General features: G+C 73.0%; 15 protein-coding genes. 7 read left to right on the top strand and 8 right to left on the bottom strand.

Annotation, left to right across the window (positions count from 1 at the left end; translation table 11 throughout):
* Positions 1-128: 128 nt before the first annotated feature.
* Positions 129-1,430, bottom strand: coding sequence for an ABC transporter substrate-binding protein (locus H9624_RS08945; RefSeq protein ID WP_251839552.1), 1,302 nt, complete (start codon positions 1,428-1,430; stop codon positions 129-131).
* A 109-nt stretch (positions 1,431-1,539) separates the two neighbouring features.
* Between H9624_RS08945 and H9624_RS08950 the strand changes: the two genes are divergently transcribed.
* On the top strand, positions 1,540-2,547 hold the full coding sequence (locus H9624_RS08950; RefSeq protein WP_251839553.1) for a LacI family DNA-binding transcriptional regulator: 1,008 nt from the start codon (positions 1,540-1,542) through the stop codon (positions 2,545-2,547).
* Here H9624_RS08950 and H9624_RS08955 read toward each other — a convergent pair.
* Positions 2,544-2,783, bottom strand: a complete 240-nt coding sequence (locus H9624_RS08955; protein ID WP_251839554.1) for a DUF2530 domain-containing protein — start codon at positions 2,781-2,783, stop codon at positions 2,544-2,546. The genes H9624_RS08950 and H9624_RS08955 overlap by 4 nt on opposite strands.
* A gap of 126 nt (positions 2,784-2,909) precedes the next feature.
* Between H9624_RS08955 and H9624_RS08960 the strand changes: the two genes are divergently transcribed.
* Complete coding sequence (locus tag H9624_RS08960) at positions 2,910-4,373, top strand: NCS2 family permease (RefSeq protein WP_251839555.1); 1,464 nt, start codon at positions 2,910-2,912, stop codon at positions 4,371-4,373.
* A gap of 107 nt (positions 4,374-4,480) precedes the next feature.
* Here H9624_RS08960 and H9624_RS08965 read toward each other — a convergent pair whose 3' ends face one another.
* On the bottom strand, positions 4,481-5,725 hold the full coding sequence (locus H9624_RS08965) for a cobalamin-independent methionine synthase II family protein (protein WP_286011025.1): 1,245 nt from the start codon (positions 5,723-5,725) through the stop codon (positions 4,481-4,483).
* A gap of 146 nt (positions 5,726-5,871) precedes the next feature.
* Between H9624_RS08965 and H9624_RS08970 the strand changes: the two genes are divergently transcribed.
* Positions 5,872-6,333, top strand: a complete 462-nt coding sequence (locus H9624_RS08970; RefSeq protein WP_251839556.1) for a MarR family winged helix-turn-helix transcriptional regulator — start codon at positions 5,872-5,874, stop codon at positions 6,331-6,333.
* On the top strand, positions 6,330-7,664 hold the full coding sequence (locus tag H9624_RS08975; RefSeq protein WP_251839557.1) for an MFS transporter: 1,335 nt from the start codon (positions 6,330-6,332) through the stop codon (positions 7,662-7,664). Before H9624_RS08970 ends, H9624_RS08975 begins: the two co-directional genes overlap by 4 nt.
* Positions 7,665-7,761: 97 nt before the next feature.
* On the opposite strand, the gene thiD is transcribed toward H9624_RS08975, so the two are convergent.
* Together thiD and H9624_RS08985 are read right to left on the bottom strand one after the other, a co-directional pair.
* Entirely contained in the window at positions 7,762-8,562 is an 801-nt protein-coding gene (gene thiD / locus H9624_RS08980; RefSeq protein WP_251839558.1) for a bifunctional hydroxymethylpyrimidine kinase/phosphomethylpyrimidine kinase, read from the bottom strand.
* A gap of 57 nt (positions 8,563-8,619) precedes the next feature.
* Positions 8,620-10,671, bottom strand: coding sequence for a purple acid phosphatase family protein (locus tag H9624_RS08985; RefSeq protein ID WP_251839559.1), 2,052 nt, complete (start codon positions 10,669-10,671; stop codon positions 8,620-8,622).
* A gap of 185 nt (positions 10,672-10,856) precedes the next feature.
* On the opposite strand from H9624_RS08985, the gene H9624_RS08990 reads away from it, so the two are divergent.
* The gene (locus H9624_RS08990; RefSeq protein WP_251839560.1) at positions 10,857-11,438 is read left to right on the top strand and encodes an alternate-type signal peptide domain-containing protein; all 582 of its coding nucleotides are present in this window, start codon (positions 10,857-10,859) and stop codon (positions 11,436-11,438) included.
* Positions 11,439-11,490: 52 nt separating this feature from the next.
* Entirely contained in the window at positions 11,491-12,414 is a 924-nt protein-coding gene (locus H9624_RS08995; RefSeq protein WP_251839561.1) for a signal peptidase I, read from the top strand.
* On the opposite strand, the gene H9624_RS09000 is transcribed toward H9624_RS08995, so the two are convergent.
* The 3 genes from H9624_RS09000 to H9624_RS09010 are packed head-to-tail and all read right to left on the bottom strand — an operon-like array spanning position 12,411 to position 15,495.
* Positions 12,411-13,226, bottom strand: coding sequence for a heme ABC transporter ATP-binding protein (locus H9624_RS09000; RefSeq protein WP_251839562.1), 816 nt, complete (start codon positions 13,224-13,226; stop codon positions 12,411-12,413). The genes H9624_RS08995 and H9624_RS09000 overlap by 4 nt on opposite strands.
* The gene (locus H9624_RS09005; protein ID WP_372435127.1) at positions 13,223-14,347 is read right to left on the bottom strand and encodes a FecCD family ABC transporter permease; all 1,125 of its coding nucleotides are present in this window, start codon (positions 14,345-14,347) and stop codon (positions 13,223-13,225) included. Before H9624_RS09005 ends, H9624_RS09000 begins: the two co-directional genes overlap by 4 nt.
* Positions 14,344-15,495: a heme/hemin ABC transporter substrate-binding protein gene (locus H9624_RS09010; protein WP_251839563.1), complete on the bottom strand. Its 1,152-nt coding sequence runs from the start codon at positions 15,493-15,495 to the stop codon at positions 14,344-14,346. Before H9624_RS09010 ends, H9624_RS09005 begins: the two co-directional genes overlap by 4 nt.
* 124 nt (positions 15,496-15,619) lie before the next feature.
* Between H9624_RS09010 and H9624_RS09015 the strand changes: the two genes are divergently transcribed.
* Complete coding sequence (locus H9624_RS09015; protein ID WP_251839564.1) at positions 15,620-16,393, top strand: neocarzinostatin apoprotein domain-containing protein; 774 nt, start codon at positions 15,620-15,622, stop codon at positions 16,391-16,393.
* Positions 16,394-16,397 lie beyond the last annotated feature (4 nt).

The raw sequence follows: 16,397 nt of genomic DNA on the forward strand, positions 1-16,397 counted from the left end.
GCACGATCCACCTGCCGGACGTGTTCCGGGCGGCCCCGCGGGCGGGGCGGGGCCCGGGCGGGCGGGACGGGGCTCCGGCAGCGTGGCAGCGGCGGCACCCGGCGGGGTCACGTCGTCTGCAACGTCGCTCATCCCAGGTCTGCCGCGGCCTGGGTGGCGTCGACGATGCCCTGTGCGGAGGACTGGCCGGCGAAGACGAGGGCGATCTCGTCGTTCATCGCGCCACCGACGTTCTCCCCGAAGGCGGTGTCGAAGTAGAGCTGGACGAAGGGGGCCTCGTCACGGAAGGCGAGGAGGTCGGCCAGCGCCGGGTCGGACACCGAGTCGATCGCTGCCGGGTTGGTCGGCAGGCCCATGTCGTTCTCGGCGAAGGTCTGCTGCACCTCGTCGCTGAGGAGGTAGGTGATGAAGTCGACGCAGGCGTCGGGGGCGTCCTCGGCGCAGGCCCACGCGTCGCCGCCACCGAGGGCGGCCTCCGGGTCACCCTGACCACCATCGACGGACGGGAAGGGGAACCAGCCGGTCTTCTCGCCCAGGCCCTCGTTGTCCTCGGTGAGGCCCTGCATGACGCCGGGCTCCCAGTGGCCGGCGAGCTCCATGGCGACCTGCTCGGTCGCGAGGAGGCCGGACGCGGACGTCGGGCCGGTCTGGGCCGGGGTGGCGAGGAAGCCGGTGTTGAAGGGCTCCGTGGCCACGAGCGCCTCGAGGTCCTCGCCGGCCGCGACGAAGCACGGGTCGGAGAAGTCGCGGGAGGTGACGGCGTCGGTGAGGACGTCCTGGCTGCACTGGCGCAGGGCGAAGTAGTACCAGTAGTGCGCGGCGGGCCACTTGTCGCCGGCGCCCACGGAGATCGGCTCGATGCCGGCTCCCTTGAGCGCGTCGACGGCGGCGTTGAACTCCTCCATCGTCGCGGGCGGCTCGGTGATCCCGGCCTGCTCGAAGAGGTCCTTGTTGTACCAGAAGCCCACGACGCCCACGGAGAAGGGCAGGGCGTAGACGCGGTCCTCGTTGGTCCAGCCGTCGACCGACGAGCCGAGCTTGTCGATCGTGTCGGCAGCGACCTCGGTGAGGTCCTTCGTCAGTCCGGCCTCGACGTGCGCGGCCAGCTCGCCGCCGCCGCGCTCCATGTAGACGTCGGGGGTGTCGCCGGTCTGGAAGGCGGCGTCGAGGCGGGTGAGCATGTCCTCGTGCGCCAGGGGGGTGATCTCGATCGTGACGCCGGGGTTGTCCGCCTCGAAGTCCGCGGCGACCTGCTCGTAGACGCTGACGCCGGGCTCGTTGTTGGAGTTGTGCCACCACGTGAGGGTGACCGAGTCGCCGTCGCCGCCGGTCGAGCTGGCGTCCGGTTCCTCGCTGTCACCGCAGGCGGCGAGGACAAGCGCGGCGCTGAGGCCGAGCGCAGTGATGCTGACTGCTCTTCTGCGAAGCATGTCGGTGTTCCTTCAGTCGTCGTCGACGGGGGTGGCGCCAGCGTGGCAGGGGCTCCGCTCGCGTGTCAATCGTTATCGATAACGTTTTCGTAGCGGTAGAGTCACCCAGGTGAGCGAACGGGTGACCATCACGGATGTGGCGCGCAGTGCCGGCGTCTCTGTCGCGACCGTGTCCAAGGTCATCAACGGCCGGTACGGCGTCGCGGCCGCGACGAGCGAGCGGGTGCAGGAGGTCATCTCGCGCCTCGGCTACGAGTCCTCGCTCGTGGCGCGCAGCCTGCGCAGCAGCCGGACCAACGTCATCGGCATCCTCGTCGCCGAGTTCGAGCCCTTCAGCGCCGAGATCCTCAAGGGGGCCTCGGCCGCCGTCGCGTCCACCGGGTACGACCTGCTCGCCTACTCCGGCACCGCGCACGCGGGCAGCGACGTCGGCTGGGAGCGGCGCTCGCTGTCGCGGCTCAGCGGCACCCTCATCGACGGCGCCGTCATCGTCACCCCCACCGTCGTCGAGGTGCGGGACGACGTGCCCGTCGTCGCGATCGACCCCCACGAGGGCCCCACGGGCATCGCGACCGTCGACGCCGACAACGACGCCGGTGCCGTCCTCGCCACCGAGCACCTCATCGCCCTCGGTCACCGCCGCATCGCCTTCCTCGGCGGGCGCACCGACCTGGAGAGCTCGCGACTGCGCGAGGAGGGCTTCCGCAGTGCGATGGCGGCAGCCGGCCTGCCGGTCGACCCGCGGCTCGTGCGGGTGGGCGGCTACCGGCGCGAGACCGCCGACCGGCCCGCGCACGAGATCCTCGGCCTGCCCGACCGGCCCACCGCCGTCTTCGCGGCCAACGACCTCATGGCGATCGCGACGATCGACGCGGCCCGCGACGTCGGTCTGCGCGTGCCGCAGGACCTGTCCGTCGTCGGCTTCGACGACGTCCCCGAGGCCGTCGCCGCCACGCCGCCCCTCACGACCGTCGCCCAGCCGATCCAGCAGATGGGCGCCGAGGCCGTCGGCCTGCTCGTGCGCCTCATCGCCGGCGACGACGCCGCCCGCGCCCACGTGCGCCTGCCCACCCGGCTCGTCGAGCGCGGCAGCACCGCGCCCGCGCCCGGCCGCTAGCGCCGGCGCCGGGCGGCGCGGCGCTGCTGGCTCGCGCCCCACAGCATGCCGAGGAGTCCGACGACGATGCCCGTGAGGCAGACGGGCACCACGCCGTCGAGCTCGCGGCCGGTCGCCTCGAGGACGAGCACGACGACGAGGCCGACCGCCCAGGCGATCGTGCCGACGAGGAACATCGTCACCGTGTTGACGCGCATCGGCGGCAGGTCCTGCGAACGGGTCTCCGGGATGCGCATGGCTCGATGGTAGGTGACCGTGCTCCCGCGGTCGGGCGGCGCGCAGCCACCGGACGCGCCGTCGTCGGCGCCTGAGGAGTGAGCACCGGCGACGAGGGCGGGCGTGGTTCTGGCACCATTCGGCCCATGTCCACACCGGCGCCGGCGCGCACGCAGAACCCCAGCTGGATCGACCGATACTTCCGAATCTCCGAGCGCGGCTCGACGATCGGACAGGAGATCCGGGGAGGCATCGTCACCTTCTTCGCGATGTCCTACATCCTCGTCCTCAACCCGCTCATCCTCTCCACCCCCGACTCCACCGGCGCCTTCCTCGGCGGCGGGACCGACGGGCCGAACCTGGCCGCGGTCGCGGCCGGCACCGCGCTCGTCGCCGGCCTCATGTCCATCCTCATGGGCTCGGTGGCCAAGTTCCCCCTCGCCGTCGCCGCAGGACTGGGCATCAACGCCCTGCTCGCCTACACCGTCGTCGGCATGCCCGGCATGACGTGGGCCGATGCCATGGGCCTCATCGTCCTCGAGGGCATCCTCATCCTCATCCTTGTCCTCACCGGGCTGCGCGAGGCCGTGTTCCGGGCCGTCCCGCAGCAGCTCAAGGTCGCGATCTCCGTCGGCATCGGCCTGTTCATCGCGCTCGTCGGCCTCGTCAACGCCGGCATCGTCCGCCCCGGCGGCACCCCGCTCCAGCTCGGCATCGACGGCTCCCTCGTGGGCTGGCCCGCCGTCGTCTTCGTCGTCGGCCTCTTCCTCATCATGGTCCTCATGGCCCGTGGCGTGCGCGGCGCGATGCTCATCGGGATCGTCACCGCGACCGTCCTCGCCGGGATCATCGAGGCGGTCGCGCACGTCGGCACGCAGGCGGAGGGCGCTGCCGGCGGCTGGGGCCTCACGGTCCCGGCCATCGAGGGCTCGGTCGTCGCGGCGCCGGACTTCGGCACGCTCGGCCAGTTCTCGCTCTTCGGCGCCTTCGGCAAGATCGGCGTCGTCGCGGCGCTGCTCCTCATCTTCTCGATCCTCCTCGCCGACTTCTTCGACACCATGGGCACGATGGTCGCCATCGGCGCCGAGGGTGGGCTCCTCGACGAGGACGGCAACCCGCCGCACACCCGCCAGATCCTCGTCGTCGACTCCCTCGCGGCCGCCGCGGGCGGCGCGGCGGGCGTCTCGTCCAACACGAGCTTCATCGAGTCGGCCGCGGGCGTGGGCGACGGCGCGCGCACCGGCCTGGCCTCGGTCGTCACCGGCCTCGCGTTCCTGCTCGCGATCTTCCTCGCGCCGCTCGCCGAGTTCGTCCCCTACGAGGCGGCGACCCCGGCGCTCGTCATCGTCGGCTTCCTCATGATGCAGCAGGTCACCGAGATCAGCTGGCGGGACATGGCGATCGCCATCCCGGCCTTCCTCACGATCGTCCTCATGCCCTTCGCCTACTCGATCACCGTGGGCATCGGCGCCGGCTTCATCGCCTACGTCGTCCTCGCGGCGACGCGCAAGGGCGGGGCCCGCAAGGTGCACTGGCTCATGTGGGTGGTCGCGGCGCTCTTCGTCGTCTACTTCGCCCTCGGGCCGATCCAGCAGGTCCTCGACGTCTGAGCCCTCCCGCTTCTCCACTGTGTGCCCCTCGCGGCCACCGCGCTCCCGGTCTACCGGGGGCGTGGCGGCCGGAGGGGCGCACAGTGCGTTCCGGGGGCTTGAGGGACTCAGCCCCAGAGGCGGCGGGTGGCGAGCTCGGCGCCGGCGGCGAGGGTCTCGAGCTTGGCCCAGGCGATCTGCGGGTGGATCCGCCCGCCCAGCCCGCAGTCCGTGGAGGCGATGACGCGCTCGCGGCCCACCCCGGCCGCGAAGCGCTCGATGCGGTCGGCCACCAGCTCGGGGTGCTCGACGACGTTCGTCGCGTGGGACACGACGCCCGGCAGGATGAGCTTGCCCTCGGGCAGCTCGACGTCCTGCCACACCTTCCACTCGTGCTCGTGGCGCACGTTGCCCGCCTCGAAGGAGTAGGCGCCGGCGTTGATCTGGAGCATGGTGGCGACGATGTCGGCCATCGCGATGTCGGTGGTGTGCGGGCCGTGCCAGCTGCCCCAGCACAGGTGGAAGCGGATGCGGTCCTCGGGCAGGTCGCGCAGCGCGTAGTTCAGCGCCTCGACGCGCAGCCGGGTGAAGGCGGCGTAGTCCTCGACGCTCGGCTCGGGGGTGATCTGGTCGAAGTTCTCGGCGATCGAGGGGTCGTCGATCTGGAGGACGAGCCCGGCGTCGATGATCGCGCGGTACTCCTCGCGCAGGACGTCGGCCCACGCGTAGACGAACTCCTCCTCGCTCGCGTAGTGGCGGTTGGTGATGCGCGAGGCGCTGCCGGGGGACAGGGCGGTGATGAACCCCTCCTCCGCGCCCGTGCGCTCCAGGGCCGCCTTGAGGTTGGCGATGTCCGCGGCGATCGCGTCCTGGCCGGTGTAGCTGAGCGGCCCGGTGCACGAGGGGAAGGGGCTGGCCTTGGGGTCGCCGGTGAAGATCCCGGACGTCGGGTCCGCGTAGGCCTCGGCGAAGAGCTGCCGGTCGCGGCGGTGGAGGAAGCCGGTGAGCCGGGTGTCGCCGGGGGCGGACCGGACGTCGGCGGTGGCCCAGGAGGCGTCGTCGATGATCTCCAGGCCCCCGGTGCGCTGGAAGGAGTAGGACCACCACGCGCCGTAGTCCACCGGCGAGCTCATCGCCTTGCCGTACTCGCCGTCGCCGACGACGTCGATGCCGACGGCCCGCTGCCGCTCGACGAGGGCGGTCACCTCACCGGCGAGGAAGCCGGCGAAGTCGTCCGGTCCCTGCCCCGCCTGTCGGGCGGCGTTGGCCTCGAGGAGCGCGGGGGTGCGCGGCAGACTGCCGGCGTGGGTGGTGAGAATGCGGTCGGCGCTGGAACGCACGGGTACCTCCGGGTCGTGGACGGGCGTTCCCATGCTCGCACCCGGCCCGCGGTGAGGGCCGCCTGTCCGCGAGCCGGGCGCCGTCGTCGTCGCCGTCCTGGCAGGTGAGAACGGCGGCGTGGGCGACCTCACCCGCGACAACTCTTTCGTTCGCTGAACTAACGATCTAGAATCATCACATGACGAACTCCTCGCCCTCGACGACGACGGCGAGCCGCACCCGCCAGCACCCCGACCTCGCCACGGAGCTGCGCGTGACGGTCCTGCGACTGTCCCGCAAGATTCGTTCCGCCGCCGTCGTGGGGGAGCTGAGCGAGGCCCAGTACTGCGTGCTCGCCGGCCTGACCCACCACGGACCCTCGACCCCGCGCGCCCTCGCCGAGCGCGACGGCGTCCAGCCACCGACCATGACGCGCACCATCGCGGCGCTCGAGTCGGCCGGGCTCGTCGTGCGCACCGCCCACCCCACCGACGGGCGCCAGGTGCACATCGAGCTCACCGACGCCGGCGTCGCCGTCGTCGACGAGACCCGCCGCCGCCGCACCGAGTGGATGGAGGAGATGCTGCGCCACCTCACCGCCGAGGAGCGTGCCACCGTGGAGGAGGCCGTCGCGATCCTGCGGCAGGTGGCCGACGTATGAGGTCCACCTTCGACTCCCTGAAGTTCTTCAACTACCGGCTGTGGTTCGCCGGGGCCCTCGTGGCCAACGTCGGCACCTGGATGCAGCGGATCGCCCAGGACTGGCTCGTCCTCACGATCCTGTCCGACGACTCCGGGCTGGCGATCGGCATCGTCACCGGGCTGCAGTTCCTCCCCATGCTCCTGCTCAGCCCCTTCGGCGGGCTGCTCGCCGACCGGCTCCCGCGGCGCAAGCTGCTCATCGCGACGCAGTCCGCGCTCGCGGTGCTCGCGGCCGGGCTCGGCCTCCTCGTGCTCGGCGGTCACGCGCAGCTGTGGCACGTGTACGTCTTCGCGCTGATGCTCGGCGTCGTCACCGCGCTGGACAACCCGGTGCGCCAGACCTTCGTCGCCGAGATGGTGCCGCCCGCCAGCCTGCCCAACGCGGTGGGCCTCAACTCCGCGTCCTTCAACGCCGCTCGGCTCATCGGCCCCGGTGTCTCGGGCCTGCTCATCGCGATCGTCGGCCCGGGCTGGATCTTCGTCATCAACGCGCTGAGCTTCGCCGCGACGATCCTGTCGCTCGTCGCCATGCGCAAGGACGAGCTCCACGAGCTGCCGCACACCTCCCGCGGCAAGGGGCAGATCCGTGACGGGCTGGCCTACGTCCGGGGCCGCACCGACATCCTCACGATCATGGTCGTCGTCGGTGTCGTGGGCGCTCTCGGCCTGAACTTCCAGATGACGAGCGCCCTCATGGTCCGTGAGGTCTTCCAGCGGGACGCCGGGGAGTACGGCATCCTCGGCTCGATCATGGCGGTCGGCTCGCTCGGCGGGGCGCTCATGGCGGCCCGGCGCAAGCAGCCGCGGGTCCGGCTGGTCCTCGGGGCGGCCTTCGCCTTCGGCGTCTTCTCCGGCCTCATGGCGCTCATGCCGACCTACGAGCTCTACGCCCTCATGACCATCCCCGTGGGCTTCGCGTCCCTCACGATGATGACCGCCGCGAACGCCACCGTGCAGATGTCCACCGACCCGCACTTCCGGGGCCGGGTGATGAGCCTGTACATGATGGTCTTCCTCGGCACGACGCCGATCGGCGCCCCGGTCGTCGGGTGGATCGGGGAGACCTTCAACGCCCGCTGGGCGGTCGGTGTGGGCGCGATCTCCGCGATGCTCGTGTCCGTCGCCGCGGCCTTCTGGGTCAAGCGGCACTGGGAGGTCGAGGTGACCTACCGGCTGCGCCACCGCCCGCACCTGCGGATGGTCGGTCCCACCGAGCGCGCCCGGTCGCGCGAGGAGGCCAAGGCGCGGCTCGGCGCCTCCGACGCGGAGAACGCCACCGGCCTCGCCTGACCGCGCCCCTGACCTCTCCCGCATATGCGGGAAATCTGCGGTCGGATGTCGTGTGCCGACTGCGAAAATCCCGCATATGCGGAGGAGGGGGTGGGGGTCAGGCGGTGTAGGCGCCCTGCCAGACCGAGGCGAAGGGCGTCCTGGCGCTGACGCGGGCGTGGATGCCCGCGGTCACCAGGGCCTTGGCGGTGCGGACGGCGTCGGGGACGCTCGCGCCCTTGGCCAGCTCGGCGGCGGTCGCCGCCGCGAGCGTGCAGCCGGCCCCGGAGACGCGCTCCTCACCGATCTTGGGCTCGGACAGGATGGTCACCTCCTCGCCGTCGAACAGGACGTCGACGGCGTCGTCCCCGGGCAGCTCGACCCCGCCCTTGGCGAGGACGTACTTCGGTCCCAGCGCGTGGATGCGCCGGGCGGCCTCGACGAGGTCGTCGACCGAGGAGATCTCGTCCATGCCGGACAGCGTGCGGGCCTCGAACATGTTCGGGGTGACGACGGTGGCCAGCGGCAGCACCTGCTCGCGCAGCGCAGTGTCGGTGTCGAGCGCGGCGCCGGGCTCCTGGCCCTTGCAGATGAGCACCGGGTCCAGGACGACGTGGCGCCACGGCTGGGCGCGCAGCGCGCGGGCGACGACCTCGATCGTCGCGGGCGTGCCGAGCATGCCGATCTTGACGACGTCGAGCTCGTGGGTGGCGGTGGCGGCCTCGATCTGGTCGGCGATCACCTCCGGTGCGACGGGCACGAAGCGGTGCGCCCAGTCGTTCTTCGGGTCGAAGGAGACGATGCAGGTGATCGTCCCGACCCCGTAGACGCCGAGCTGCTGGTAGGTCCGGATGTCGGCCTGGATGCCTGCACCGCCGGTGGCCTCTGAGCCGGCGATGACGAGGGCGAGCTGGGTCACGTTCTGCTCCCGTACGTGAGGAAAAGGACCCACCCAGGGTATGCCTCCCCGTGGGCATCAGCCCCGCCCGCGGTGCCGGCGCAGGGCCAGGCCGCCACCGAGCAGTGCGAGCACCACGAGGGCGGCGACGCCGACCGGCGCACCCGTGCTGGGCAGGCGCCCGGGAGCCGGTGCCGCCGACGGGTCGGGTCGGGCGGTGTCGTCCACGCCTGCGCCGCCTCCGCCGTCACCGGACGCCGGCGCGCTGGGGGTCGGCGTCGGGTCGGGCGACGGTGTCGGTTCCGGGGTGGGCGTCGGCTCGGGCGTCGGTTCCGGGGTGGGCGTCGGCTCGGGATCGTCGGGCAGCACGGTGCCGTCCTCGGCGACGACGAGGACGACCTCGTCGTCGTAGGTGCGCCGCTCGGTGCCGAGCACGGCGAGGTCGTCGTCGAGGAGCGGGAAGGAGTAGACGGGGGTGAGCGTCATCGTCGCGGCGACTCCCGGCTCCTCGCTGCGCTCGAGGTTGACCTCGAGGTGCCCGTAGTGCTTCCCGCCGTCCACGAGCCGCTCCCCGTCCCAGACCTCCGGCTCGGACTGGTCGGCCGACCATACGCGGTAGGGGTTGTACTCGAGCAGCGGCTCGGACAGGAGGTTGCCGTTCTCGTGCCGCTCGCCGCGCAGACCGTCCCCGGCGACTCCGACGTCGTAGTAGTGGATGCCCTGGCCGTCGCCGTCGACGTCGACCCAGGAGCGCTCGAACATCTCCGAGTGGCCCGAGATCACGGCGGCCACGCCGTACTCCTCGAACATCTCGCTGTACACCCGCATGGGCGGGCCGCCCTGGCCGGAGGACTCCTCGTGGTTCATGGGGAGCCCGTGCTCCCCGGAGGAGTAGGGGGCGTGGTGGAACTGGACGACGACGACCTGGCCGCGCTCCCGGGCGTCGGCGAGCTGCTCCTGCGCCCACTCCCACTGCACGCTGCCCGGGTTGTAGGGCGACAGGTCCGTGCCGCCGCCGGCCTCGTAGGCGGTGGAGGTGTAGCTCGACTGCGTGTCCGCCCCGGGGCCGGTGTACTCCCGCCCGGTGAGGCGTTCGTCCTCCGGGTAGTTGTCGCGGTGGTCGTCCGGCAGTCCCTTGGTCGAGTCGAGGGTGAGGACGGTGAGCGGGCCGTAGTCGAGGCGGTGGTAGTTGCTCTGGTGCTCGGGGGTCCCGTTGCTGGGCGGGGTGAAGTAGCTGCGGTAGGACGCTCGGCCGTCGATCACGGCCGGGATCGTGTACTCGCCGTCGGAGGCACCGAAGGGCTCCCAGTTGCCGAGAGCGGTGACGACCGGGCGGCTCTGGGCCGTCTGGCCCACGTCCCCGCTCAGGTACCTGAACCACTCGTCCCACGCCGGCTGGAAGCCACCGCCCTGGACGAGGTCGCCCGCGAAGAGCATGAGGTCCGGGTCGCGTTCGGCGACGATGCCCATGTTGGACGCGAACCCCTCGTCCTCGGTGAGGGCGTACCGCAGGATGCGCTCGCCCTGCCGGTCCTCCGAGCCGAAGGTCTGCGCCCACCTCGAGTCGGAGGCGGAGGGCCGTTCGCTCCCCTCGGCGACCGCGCCGGGCACCCACTCGCGGTGGGTGACACGGCCCGCCGGCTCGGTCTCGGAGTCCGACATCGCGGTGAACCTGATGTGGTCCCAGTCCTCCCGGCTCGGGGCGGTGGTCAAGGTGCTGCGCACCTCCGAGTCGCCCTGCCGCACGAGGTACTCGTACTCGGTACCCGGCTCGAGGCCCTCGACGCGCACCTGGTGGCGGTAGGCGCGCCCCTCGCGGAACCAGTCACCCCACTCGGGGTGGTCCACCGCCTGCTGCCGGTTGTTGTCGGTCCAGTCGAGGTGGGCCTGCAGCTCCGGGGTCGAGGCGACGGGCTCACGTCCGGCCAGCTGCAGCTCACCGGGCTCCTCCTCCCAGGAGAACCAGGTGACGAGCATCGAGTCCGTCGTCGGGCTCTGCAGGTAGGGCTGGACGCGGAAGTCGTCGGTGGCGGCGCCTGCCGGGACGCCGGCGAGGGCGGAGACGGCGAGGGCGGCTGCGGCGCCGAGTGCGCACGCGCGGGCAGGGGTGGACCGGCGGACTGTGACCATGCGCACATCGAAGCAGAGGGCGCCGACATCCACGCGCTGGACGGAGGGGACGGCGGCTTCCCGGCAGCAGATCTTGAGGGAGTCCTGAGGTGGGCCTGGGGTGAGCGCGCGGGCCCGCTGAGGTCGGCGCCAGATATTTGCCTCAGCGCCGGACGGACCGGCACCCAGCCCGAGAGGACACCACCATGGCCCGCAGCACCACCACCTCCCGCTCCACCTCCACCACGTGGAAGGCCGTCGCGGCCACCGCCGCCGGCGTCGTCCTGCTCGGTGCGGGCGGCGCGACCTTCGCCGAGTGGTCGGACTCCGAGGCCGCCGCGACCGACACAGCGATCACCGCCGGTGTCCTCGACCTCGCCGCGGGCGAGGGCCGCTGGACGAACGTCGTCGGCACCGACGTCACGGCAGCCGTCGAGGACGGCAGCTACCTCGTCGTCCCCGGCGACGCCCTCACCTACCGCGAGACCATGACGGTCGACGCGCAGGGTGACCTGCTCCGCGGGACGGTCGCCCACAACCTCGAGGGCCTCACCGGCGACGCCGAGCTCCTCTCCAGGCTCGCCGCCAGCACGACCATGACCCTCAACGGCACCCCCGTCGCGGGCGCCTCCACCACCGTCGTCGCCGACGACGAGCTCCAGGACCTCGACGTGGCCGTCACCGTCGCCTTCGACGCGACGACCGCCGGCCTCGTCGGCCAGGGCCAGAGCGTCACGCTCGGCGGCCTCGACGTCACCCTCACCCAGGCGCGCGTCGCCGGCGAGTGACCCGGCGCCACCCCCCGCACCCACCCGTCCCAGCAGCGACCAGGAGACTCCGATGAGCACCGCGACCGCCACCCTCACCCCCGCCCGGCACCGCGTCGAGCCGGCAGCGCGCCGCCCCGGCATCGTGCACGCGCTGGTCACGCGCGTGCTCCCCGGGGTGCTGCTCGTGGCGCTGCTCGCCCTGCTCGCGGCCCTCATCCTGGTCCCGCGTCTGCTCGGGTGGGCGCCGCTCACCGTCCTCAGCGGCTCGATGGAGCCGACGATCCCCACCGGCAGCCAGATCGTCATCTCCCCGGTCGCCGACGTCGAGTCGCTCGAGGTGGGGGACGTCATCACCGTCATGCCCTACCCGGACGACCCCACCCTCGTCACCCACCGCATCGTCGAGCGGGCCGAGACCCCCGCGGGCCCCTCCTTCCGCACCCAGGGCGACGCGAACGACGTCGTCGACCCGTGGGAGGTCACCGAGACGCAGGTCCGCGGCGAGGTCCGCTACTGGGTCCCCGCCGCCGGCTACGTCGCGACCGCGCTGTCGGGCCACACCAAGGCGATCGGCACGGCCGTCATCGCCGCTGCACTCTTCTGCTACGCCGCCCTGCAGGTGGTCCGCGCCGGGCGTGAGCGCCGCGCCGAGGACGTCGTCGTCGGCCCCGTCGTCGACCGTGAGCGTCTCACCCGCCTGGAGGACGAGGTCGGTCACGAGGCCGCCGTCGGGATGGTCGAGCGCTTCGTCGACATGCTGCCCACCCGGGTGGCCCGTCTCCACGAGGCCGTCGCCGCTGGCGAGGTCCCCGAGCTGCGCGACGCCTCGCTCAGCCTGGGCGGCACGGCGTCGATGCTGGGCGCCGACCGGCTCGCCGAGGTGGCGGCCACGTGCCGCGCCGCGGACGCCGCCATAGCCCGCGAGGTCCTCGCCGAGCTCGACCGGCTCGCCGACGCGACCGAGCGTGAGCTCGTCGCCGCGCAGCGGGCCTAGCGCCGGGCGAGGATGATCGGCGCCGCCGTGCGGGGGTGGGGCAGGACCTCGACGGCGTGCTGGTAGACGCCGGACAGCAGGTCCGGCTGCAGCACCTCGGCCGGCGCACCGACCGCGGCCACGCGGCCACGGTCGAGCACGGCCACCCTGTCCGCGTACCCCGCGGCCAGGTTGAGGTCGTGGAGGACGACGACGACGGCGTCACCCGCCGCCGCCCGGTCCCTCGCCAGGGCCAGGACGAGCTCCTGGTGGTGGAGGTCGAGGGCGGCGGTCGGCTCGTCGAGGAGGACGACGCCGGCCGACTGGGCGAGGACGCGGGCCAGCGAGACGCGGGCCTGCTCGCCGCCGGACAGCGAGCTGAAGGTGCGGTCGGCGAGCGCCGTCGTCTCGGTGAGCTCCATCGCGCGGGCGACGGCGGCGTCGTCGTCGTCCTCGCGCACGGTGTGCGACCACGGGGAGCGGCCCATCTCCACCACCTGCCGGCAGGTGAAGGGGAAGGTGAGGGTGACGCGCTGGACGAGGACGGCGCGGCGCATCGCGGCCTCCGTCGTCGACCACTGGCCGAGCGGACGGCCGGCGAGCGTCACGGTGCCGCCCGCGGCGACGTCCCCGCTGAGCACCCCGAGGAGCGTCGACTTGCCCGCCCCGTTGGGGCCCACGAGGGCGACGACCTCGCCAGCGCGGACGCTGAGGCTGACGTCGTCGAGGATGGTGGCGCCGCCGAGGACGACGCGGGCGCCGTCGACGGCGAGCGCGGTCTCGCCCCGCTCGAACGGCTCGGGCAGGCGGGGACGGCGCGGCAGGAGCCTCATGCCCACCCTCCCTGCGTCTTGCGCATGCGGCGCATGAGCCACAGGAAGAACGGTCCGCCGACCACCGAGGTGAGCATGCCCAGGGGCAGGTCGGCGAAGGGGACGGCGGTGCGCGCGACGAGGTCCGCGACCGTGAGGAGCAGCGCGCCCCCGAGGGCGCTGGCCGGCAGCAGCAGGCGGTGGCCGGGCCCGGCGACGAGCCGTACGAGGTGCGGGACGACGAGCCCGACGAAGGCGATGACGCCCGCGAAGGCGACACCCGCCCCGACGAGGAGCGCGATGACGACGATCGCCACGACCCGCAGCCGCTCGACGTTGACCCCGAGGTGCCGGGCCGAGCGGTCCCCGAGCGAGAGGAGGTCCAGCCGGCGGGCGAGGAGGAGGGACACGGCGATCCCGACGACGACGAAGGGCGTGACGACGCCGACCGCCTGCCAGCGGGCGCCGTTGAGGCTGCCGAGCTGCCAGAAGACGATCTGCTCGCGAGCGGTGGGGCTGGCGATGAAGGTGTTGAACGCGACGACCGCCGAGGCGATCGCGGTGACGGCCACGCCGGTGAGGATGAGGGTGATGGCCTCGGTGCGCCCGCCGGAGCGGGACAGGGAGTAGACGAGCAGGGTCGTGACGAGCGCGGCGACGAAGGCCGCGAGCGGCACCGTCCACGTGCCGAGGACGTCGAGCCCGGTGACGATCGCGAGGCTCGCGCCGACGGCCGCGCCGGGGGAGACACCGATGATCGCCGGCTCGGCGAGCGGGTTGCCGAAGACGCCCTGCATGAGGGCGCCGGCCACCGCGAGCGCCGCCCCGACGACGACGGCGAGCGCGATGCGCGGGAAGCGCACCTGCCACAGCGCGGCGTCGCCCTGCGGGTGGCGGGGGCCGGTCACGGAGTCGAGCGGGAGGTCGACGTGGAGGCCGATGCCGCCCAGGAGCCACTCGAGGGCGCCGTCGAGCCGGCCGAGCACCGAGCCGGCGACCTCACCCGGGGGGATCGCCAGCTGTCCGGCGCCCGCGGCGACGACGCACACGGCGGCGAGCGCGAGGGCGGTCCCGGTGAGCAGCCACCAGCCGCGGCCGCGCCTGGCCGTGGTGGCGGCGGGCGCGGTGACGACCGCCGTCACTCGTAGACCGCCTCGGCCAGGGCGGTGACGACCCGGCCGGTGCGCGGTCCGAAGCTGAGGAGCACGGTGTCGTCCACGTCGACGACACGGCCGTCGGCGACGGCCTCCGTCTGCGCCAGGCCGGGGACGAGGGAGAGGCCCTCGGGGCCTCCCACGGACTCCAGGCCCGCGCTCATGAGGAGGAGGACGTCGGGCTGGACGCTGATCATCGTCTCGGCGCTGATCTGGGTGAAGGGCCGCTCGAGGCCCGCCTCGGTGCCGACGTCACGCGCGCCGATGGCGCGGATGAGGGAGTCGGCCCCCGACCCGGGGCCGCCGAGGAGCTGGACCATGCCACCGCGCAGGTAGAGGAAGGCGACGGTGGGGGACTGGGCGCCGGTCGGGGCGTCGTCGAGCGCCGCGGTGATCTCCTGCTGGGTGCGCGCGACGAGCTCCTCCCCGGCGTCGGGCACACCGAGCGCGCCCGCGACGGCGCGGATGTGCGTGGGGATCGTGTCCATCGAGCGGGTGTCGTCGAAGAAGATCACCGGGATGCCGGCGTCACGCAGCTGGAGCTGGACGTCGGTGGGGCCGATGGTCTTGTCGGTGAGGACGACGCTCGGGTTCAGGGCGAGGATCGCCTCGGCGTTGAGGTCGTGCGCGCCGGGGGTGACGACGGGCAGGTCCGCGGCCTCGGGGAAACCGGTGGAGGTGTCGCGCCCGATGACGTTGTCCCCCAGCCCGAGGGAGAAGACGATCTCGGCGAGCGTGCCGTAGAGGTCGACGGCGAGGATCCGGCTCGTGTCCGCCACCTCGACGACGGCGCCGTCGCAGGACTCGACGGTGACCGGCAGCTGCTGCGCGGGCGCGGTCGCCACCGGCTCGATGGTGTCGTCGGCCACGACGGCGGAGGTGGGCTCGGTGAGCAGGCTCGCGTCACCGCTCGAGGTGCGCTCGGGGAGCGGCTCACCGTTGTGGTCGTGCGTGACGGCGAAGCCCTCGACCGGGGCGCCGCAGGCCTGGACCGGCTCGCCGGCGGGTGCTCCGCTCACCGACGGCGCTGTGACATCCGCCACGGGCGTCTCCTCGGTCGGCTGCGCCCCGCAGGCCGTCAAGGCCAGTGCGGTGGCGGCAACGGCGAGCGCGAGGCGCGCGGGGAGGCGGGTCATGTGGTTCCTCGTGAATGGCTGGTGGCACGGCTGCGGTGAAGCGCTGGTGGACAATTTACGTGACGCACCCGTAGCGTAATCGCTCGTTAGGCTTACCTAACCAAAGTGTGCCACGAGGAGAGAGATGTCACGGACCCCTGAACCTGCTGGCCACGGCCAGATCGGCGGCCGCGCACGCCGCCGTCTTCCCGCCGTGCTGGCTGCCGGCCTCGCGCTCGTCGGCGGCCTGCTCGTCGCCTCCCCGGCGGTCGCCGCGACTGCCAGCGGGCCCGACGGCCAGCAGGTGACGGTCGAGCCCTCGAGCGGTCTCGACCCGGACGGTCAGCAGGTCACCGTGAGCGGCTCCGGCTTCGACACCTCCAAGGGCGTCTACGTCGCGCTGTGCGTGGACAACGGGGCGGGCCGGCAGCCCGGCCCCTGCCTGGGTGGCGTCGACATGGAGGGCGCCGGCGGTGCCTCCGCCTGGATCTCCTCCAACCCGCCCGCCTACGGCGAGGGCCTTGCCCAGCCCTTCACCGAGTCCGGGGGGCGCGGTTCCTTCTCCGTGACCCTCGGTGTCTCCGCCGCCGACTCCTTCACCGACTGCCTCGACCCGGCCGTCGCCCCCAACGGCTGCGTCATCGGCACCCGCGCCGACCACACGCGCGGCGGTGACCGCTCCGCGGACGTCCGCATCCCCGTGACCTTCGCCACCGGCGGGTCCGACGCGGGCGCCGACCCCGCCGCGGGCTCCGGGACCGAGGCCGGCTCCGGCTCGGGCGGCGGCGCCGCCGCCGAGGCCGACCCCGACGGCTCGCTCGCCACGACCGGTGTCACCGTCGGCATCATCGCCGGCGCCGCCGCGCTCCTCCTCGCCGCCGGTGTCGCGGCACTCCGCCTCCGTCGTCGTCACGCCTAGACAG

The sequence above is a fragment of the Oceanitalea stevensii genome, assembly GCF_014837105.1.
Lineage (GTDB): Bacteria > Actinomycetota > Actinomycetes > Actinomycetales > Actinomycetaceae > Oceanitalea > Oceanitalea stevensii.

Coding starts and splice junctions, on each gene's coding strand:
- H9624_RS08945 (WP_251839552.1), bottom strand. CDS start 1,430: ATGCTTCGCAGAAGAGCAGTCAGCATCACTGCGCTCGGCCTCAGCGCC.
- H9624_RS08955 (WP_251839554.1), bottom strand. CDS start 2,783: ATGCGCATCCCGGAGACCCGTTCGCAGGACCTGCCGCCGATGCGCGTC.
- H9624_RS08960 (WP_251839555.1), top strand. CDS start 2,910: ATGTCCACACCGGCGCCGGCGCGCACGCAGAACCCCAGCTGGATCGAC.
- H9624_RS08965 (WP_286011025.1), bottom strand. CDS start 5,725: ATGGGAACGCCCGTCCACGACCCGGAGGTACCCGTGCGTTCCAGCGCC.
- H9624_RS08970 (WP_251839556.1), top strand. CDS start 5,872: ATGACGAACTCCTCGCCCTCGACGACGACGGCGAGCCGCACCCGCCAG.
- H9624_RS08975 (WP_251839557.1), top strand. CDS start 6,330: ATGAGGTCCACCTTCGACTCCCTGAAGTTCTTCAACTACCGGCTGTGG.
- H9624_RS08985 (WP_251839559.1), bottom strand. CDS start 10,671: ATGGTCACAGTCCGCCGGTCCACCCCTGCCCGCGCGTGCGCACTCGGC.
- H9624_RS08990 (WP_251839560.1), top strand. CDS start 10,857: ATGGCCCGCAGCACCACCACCTCCCGCTCCACCTCCACCACGTGGAAG.
- H9624_RS08995 (WP_251839561.1), top strand. CDS start 11,491: ATGAGCACCGCGACCGCCACCCTCACCCCCGCCCGGCACCGCGTCGAG.
- H9624_RS09000 (WP_251839562.1), bottom strand. CDS start 13,226: ATGAGGCTCCTGCCGCGCCGTCCCCGCCTGCCCGAGCCGTTCGAGCGG.
- H9624_RS09010 (WP_251839563.1), bottom strand. CDS start 15,495: ATGACCCGCCTCCCCGCGCGCCTCGCGCTCGCCGTTGCCGCCACCGCA.
- H9624_RS09015 (WP_251839564.1), top strand. CDS start 15,620: ATGTCACGGACCCCTGAACCTGCTGGCCACGGCCAGATCGGCGGCCGC.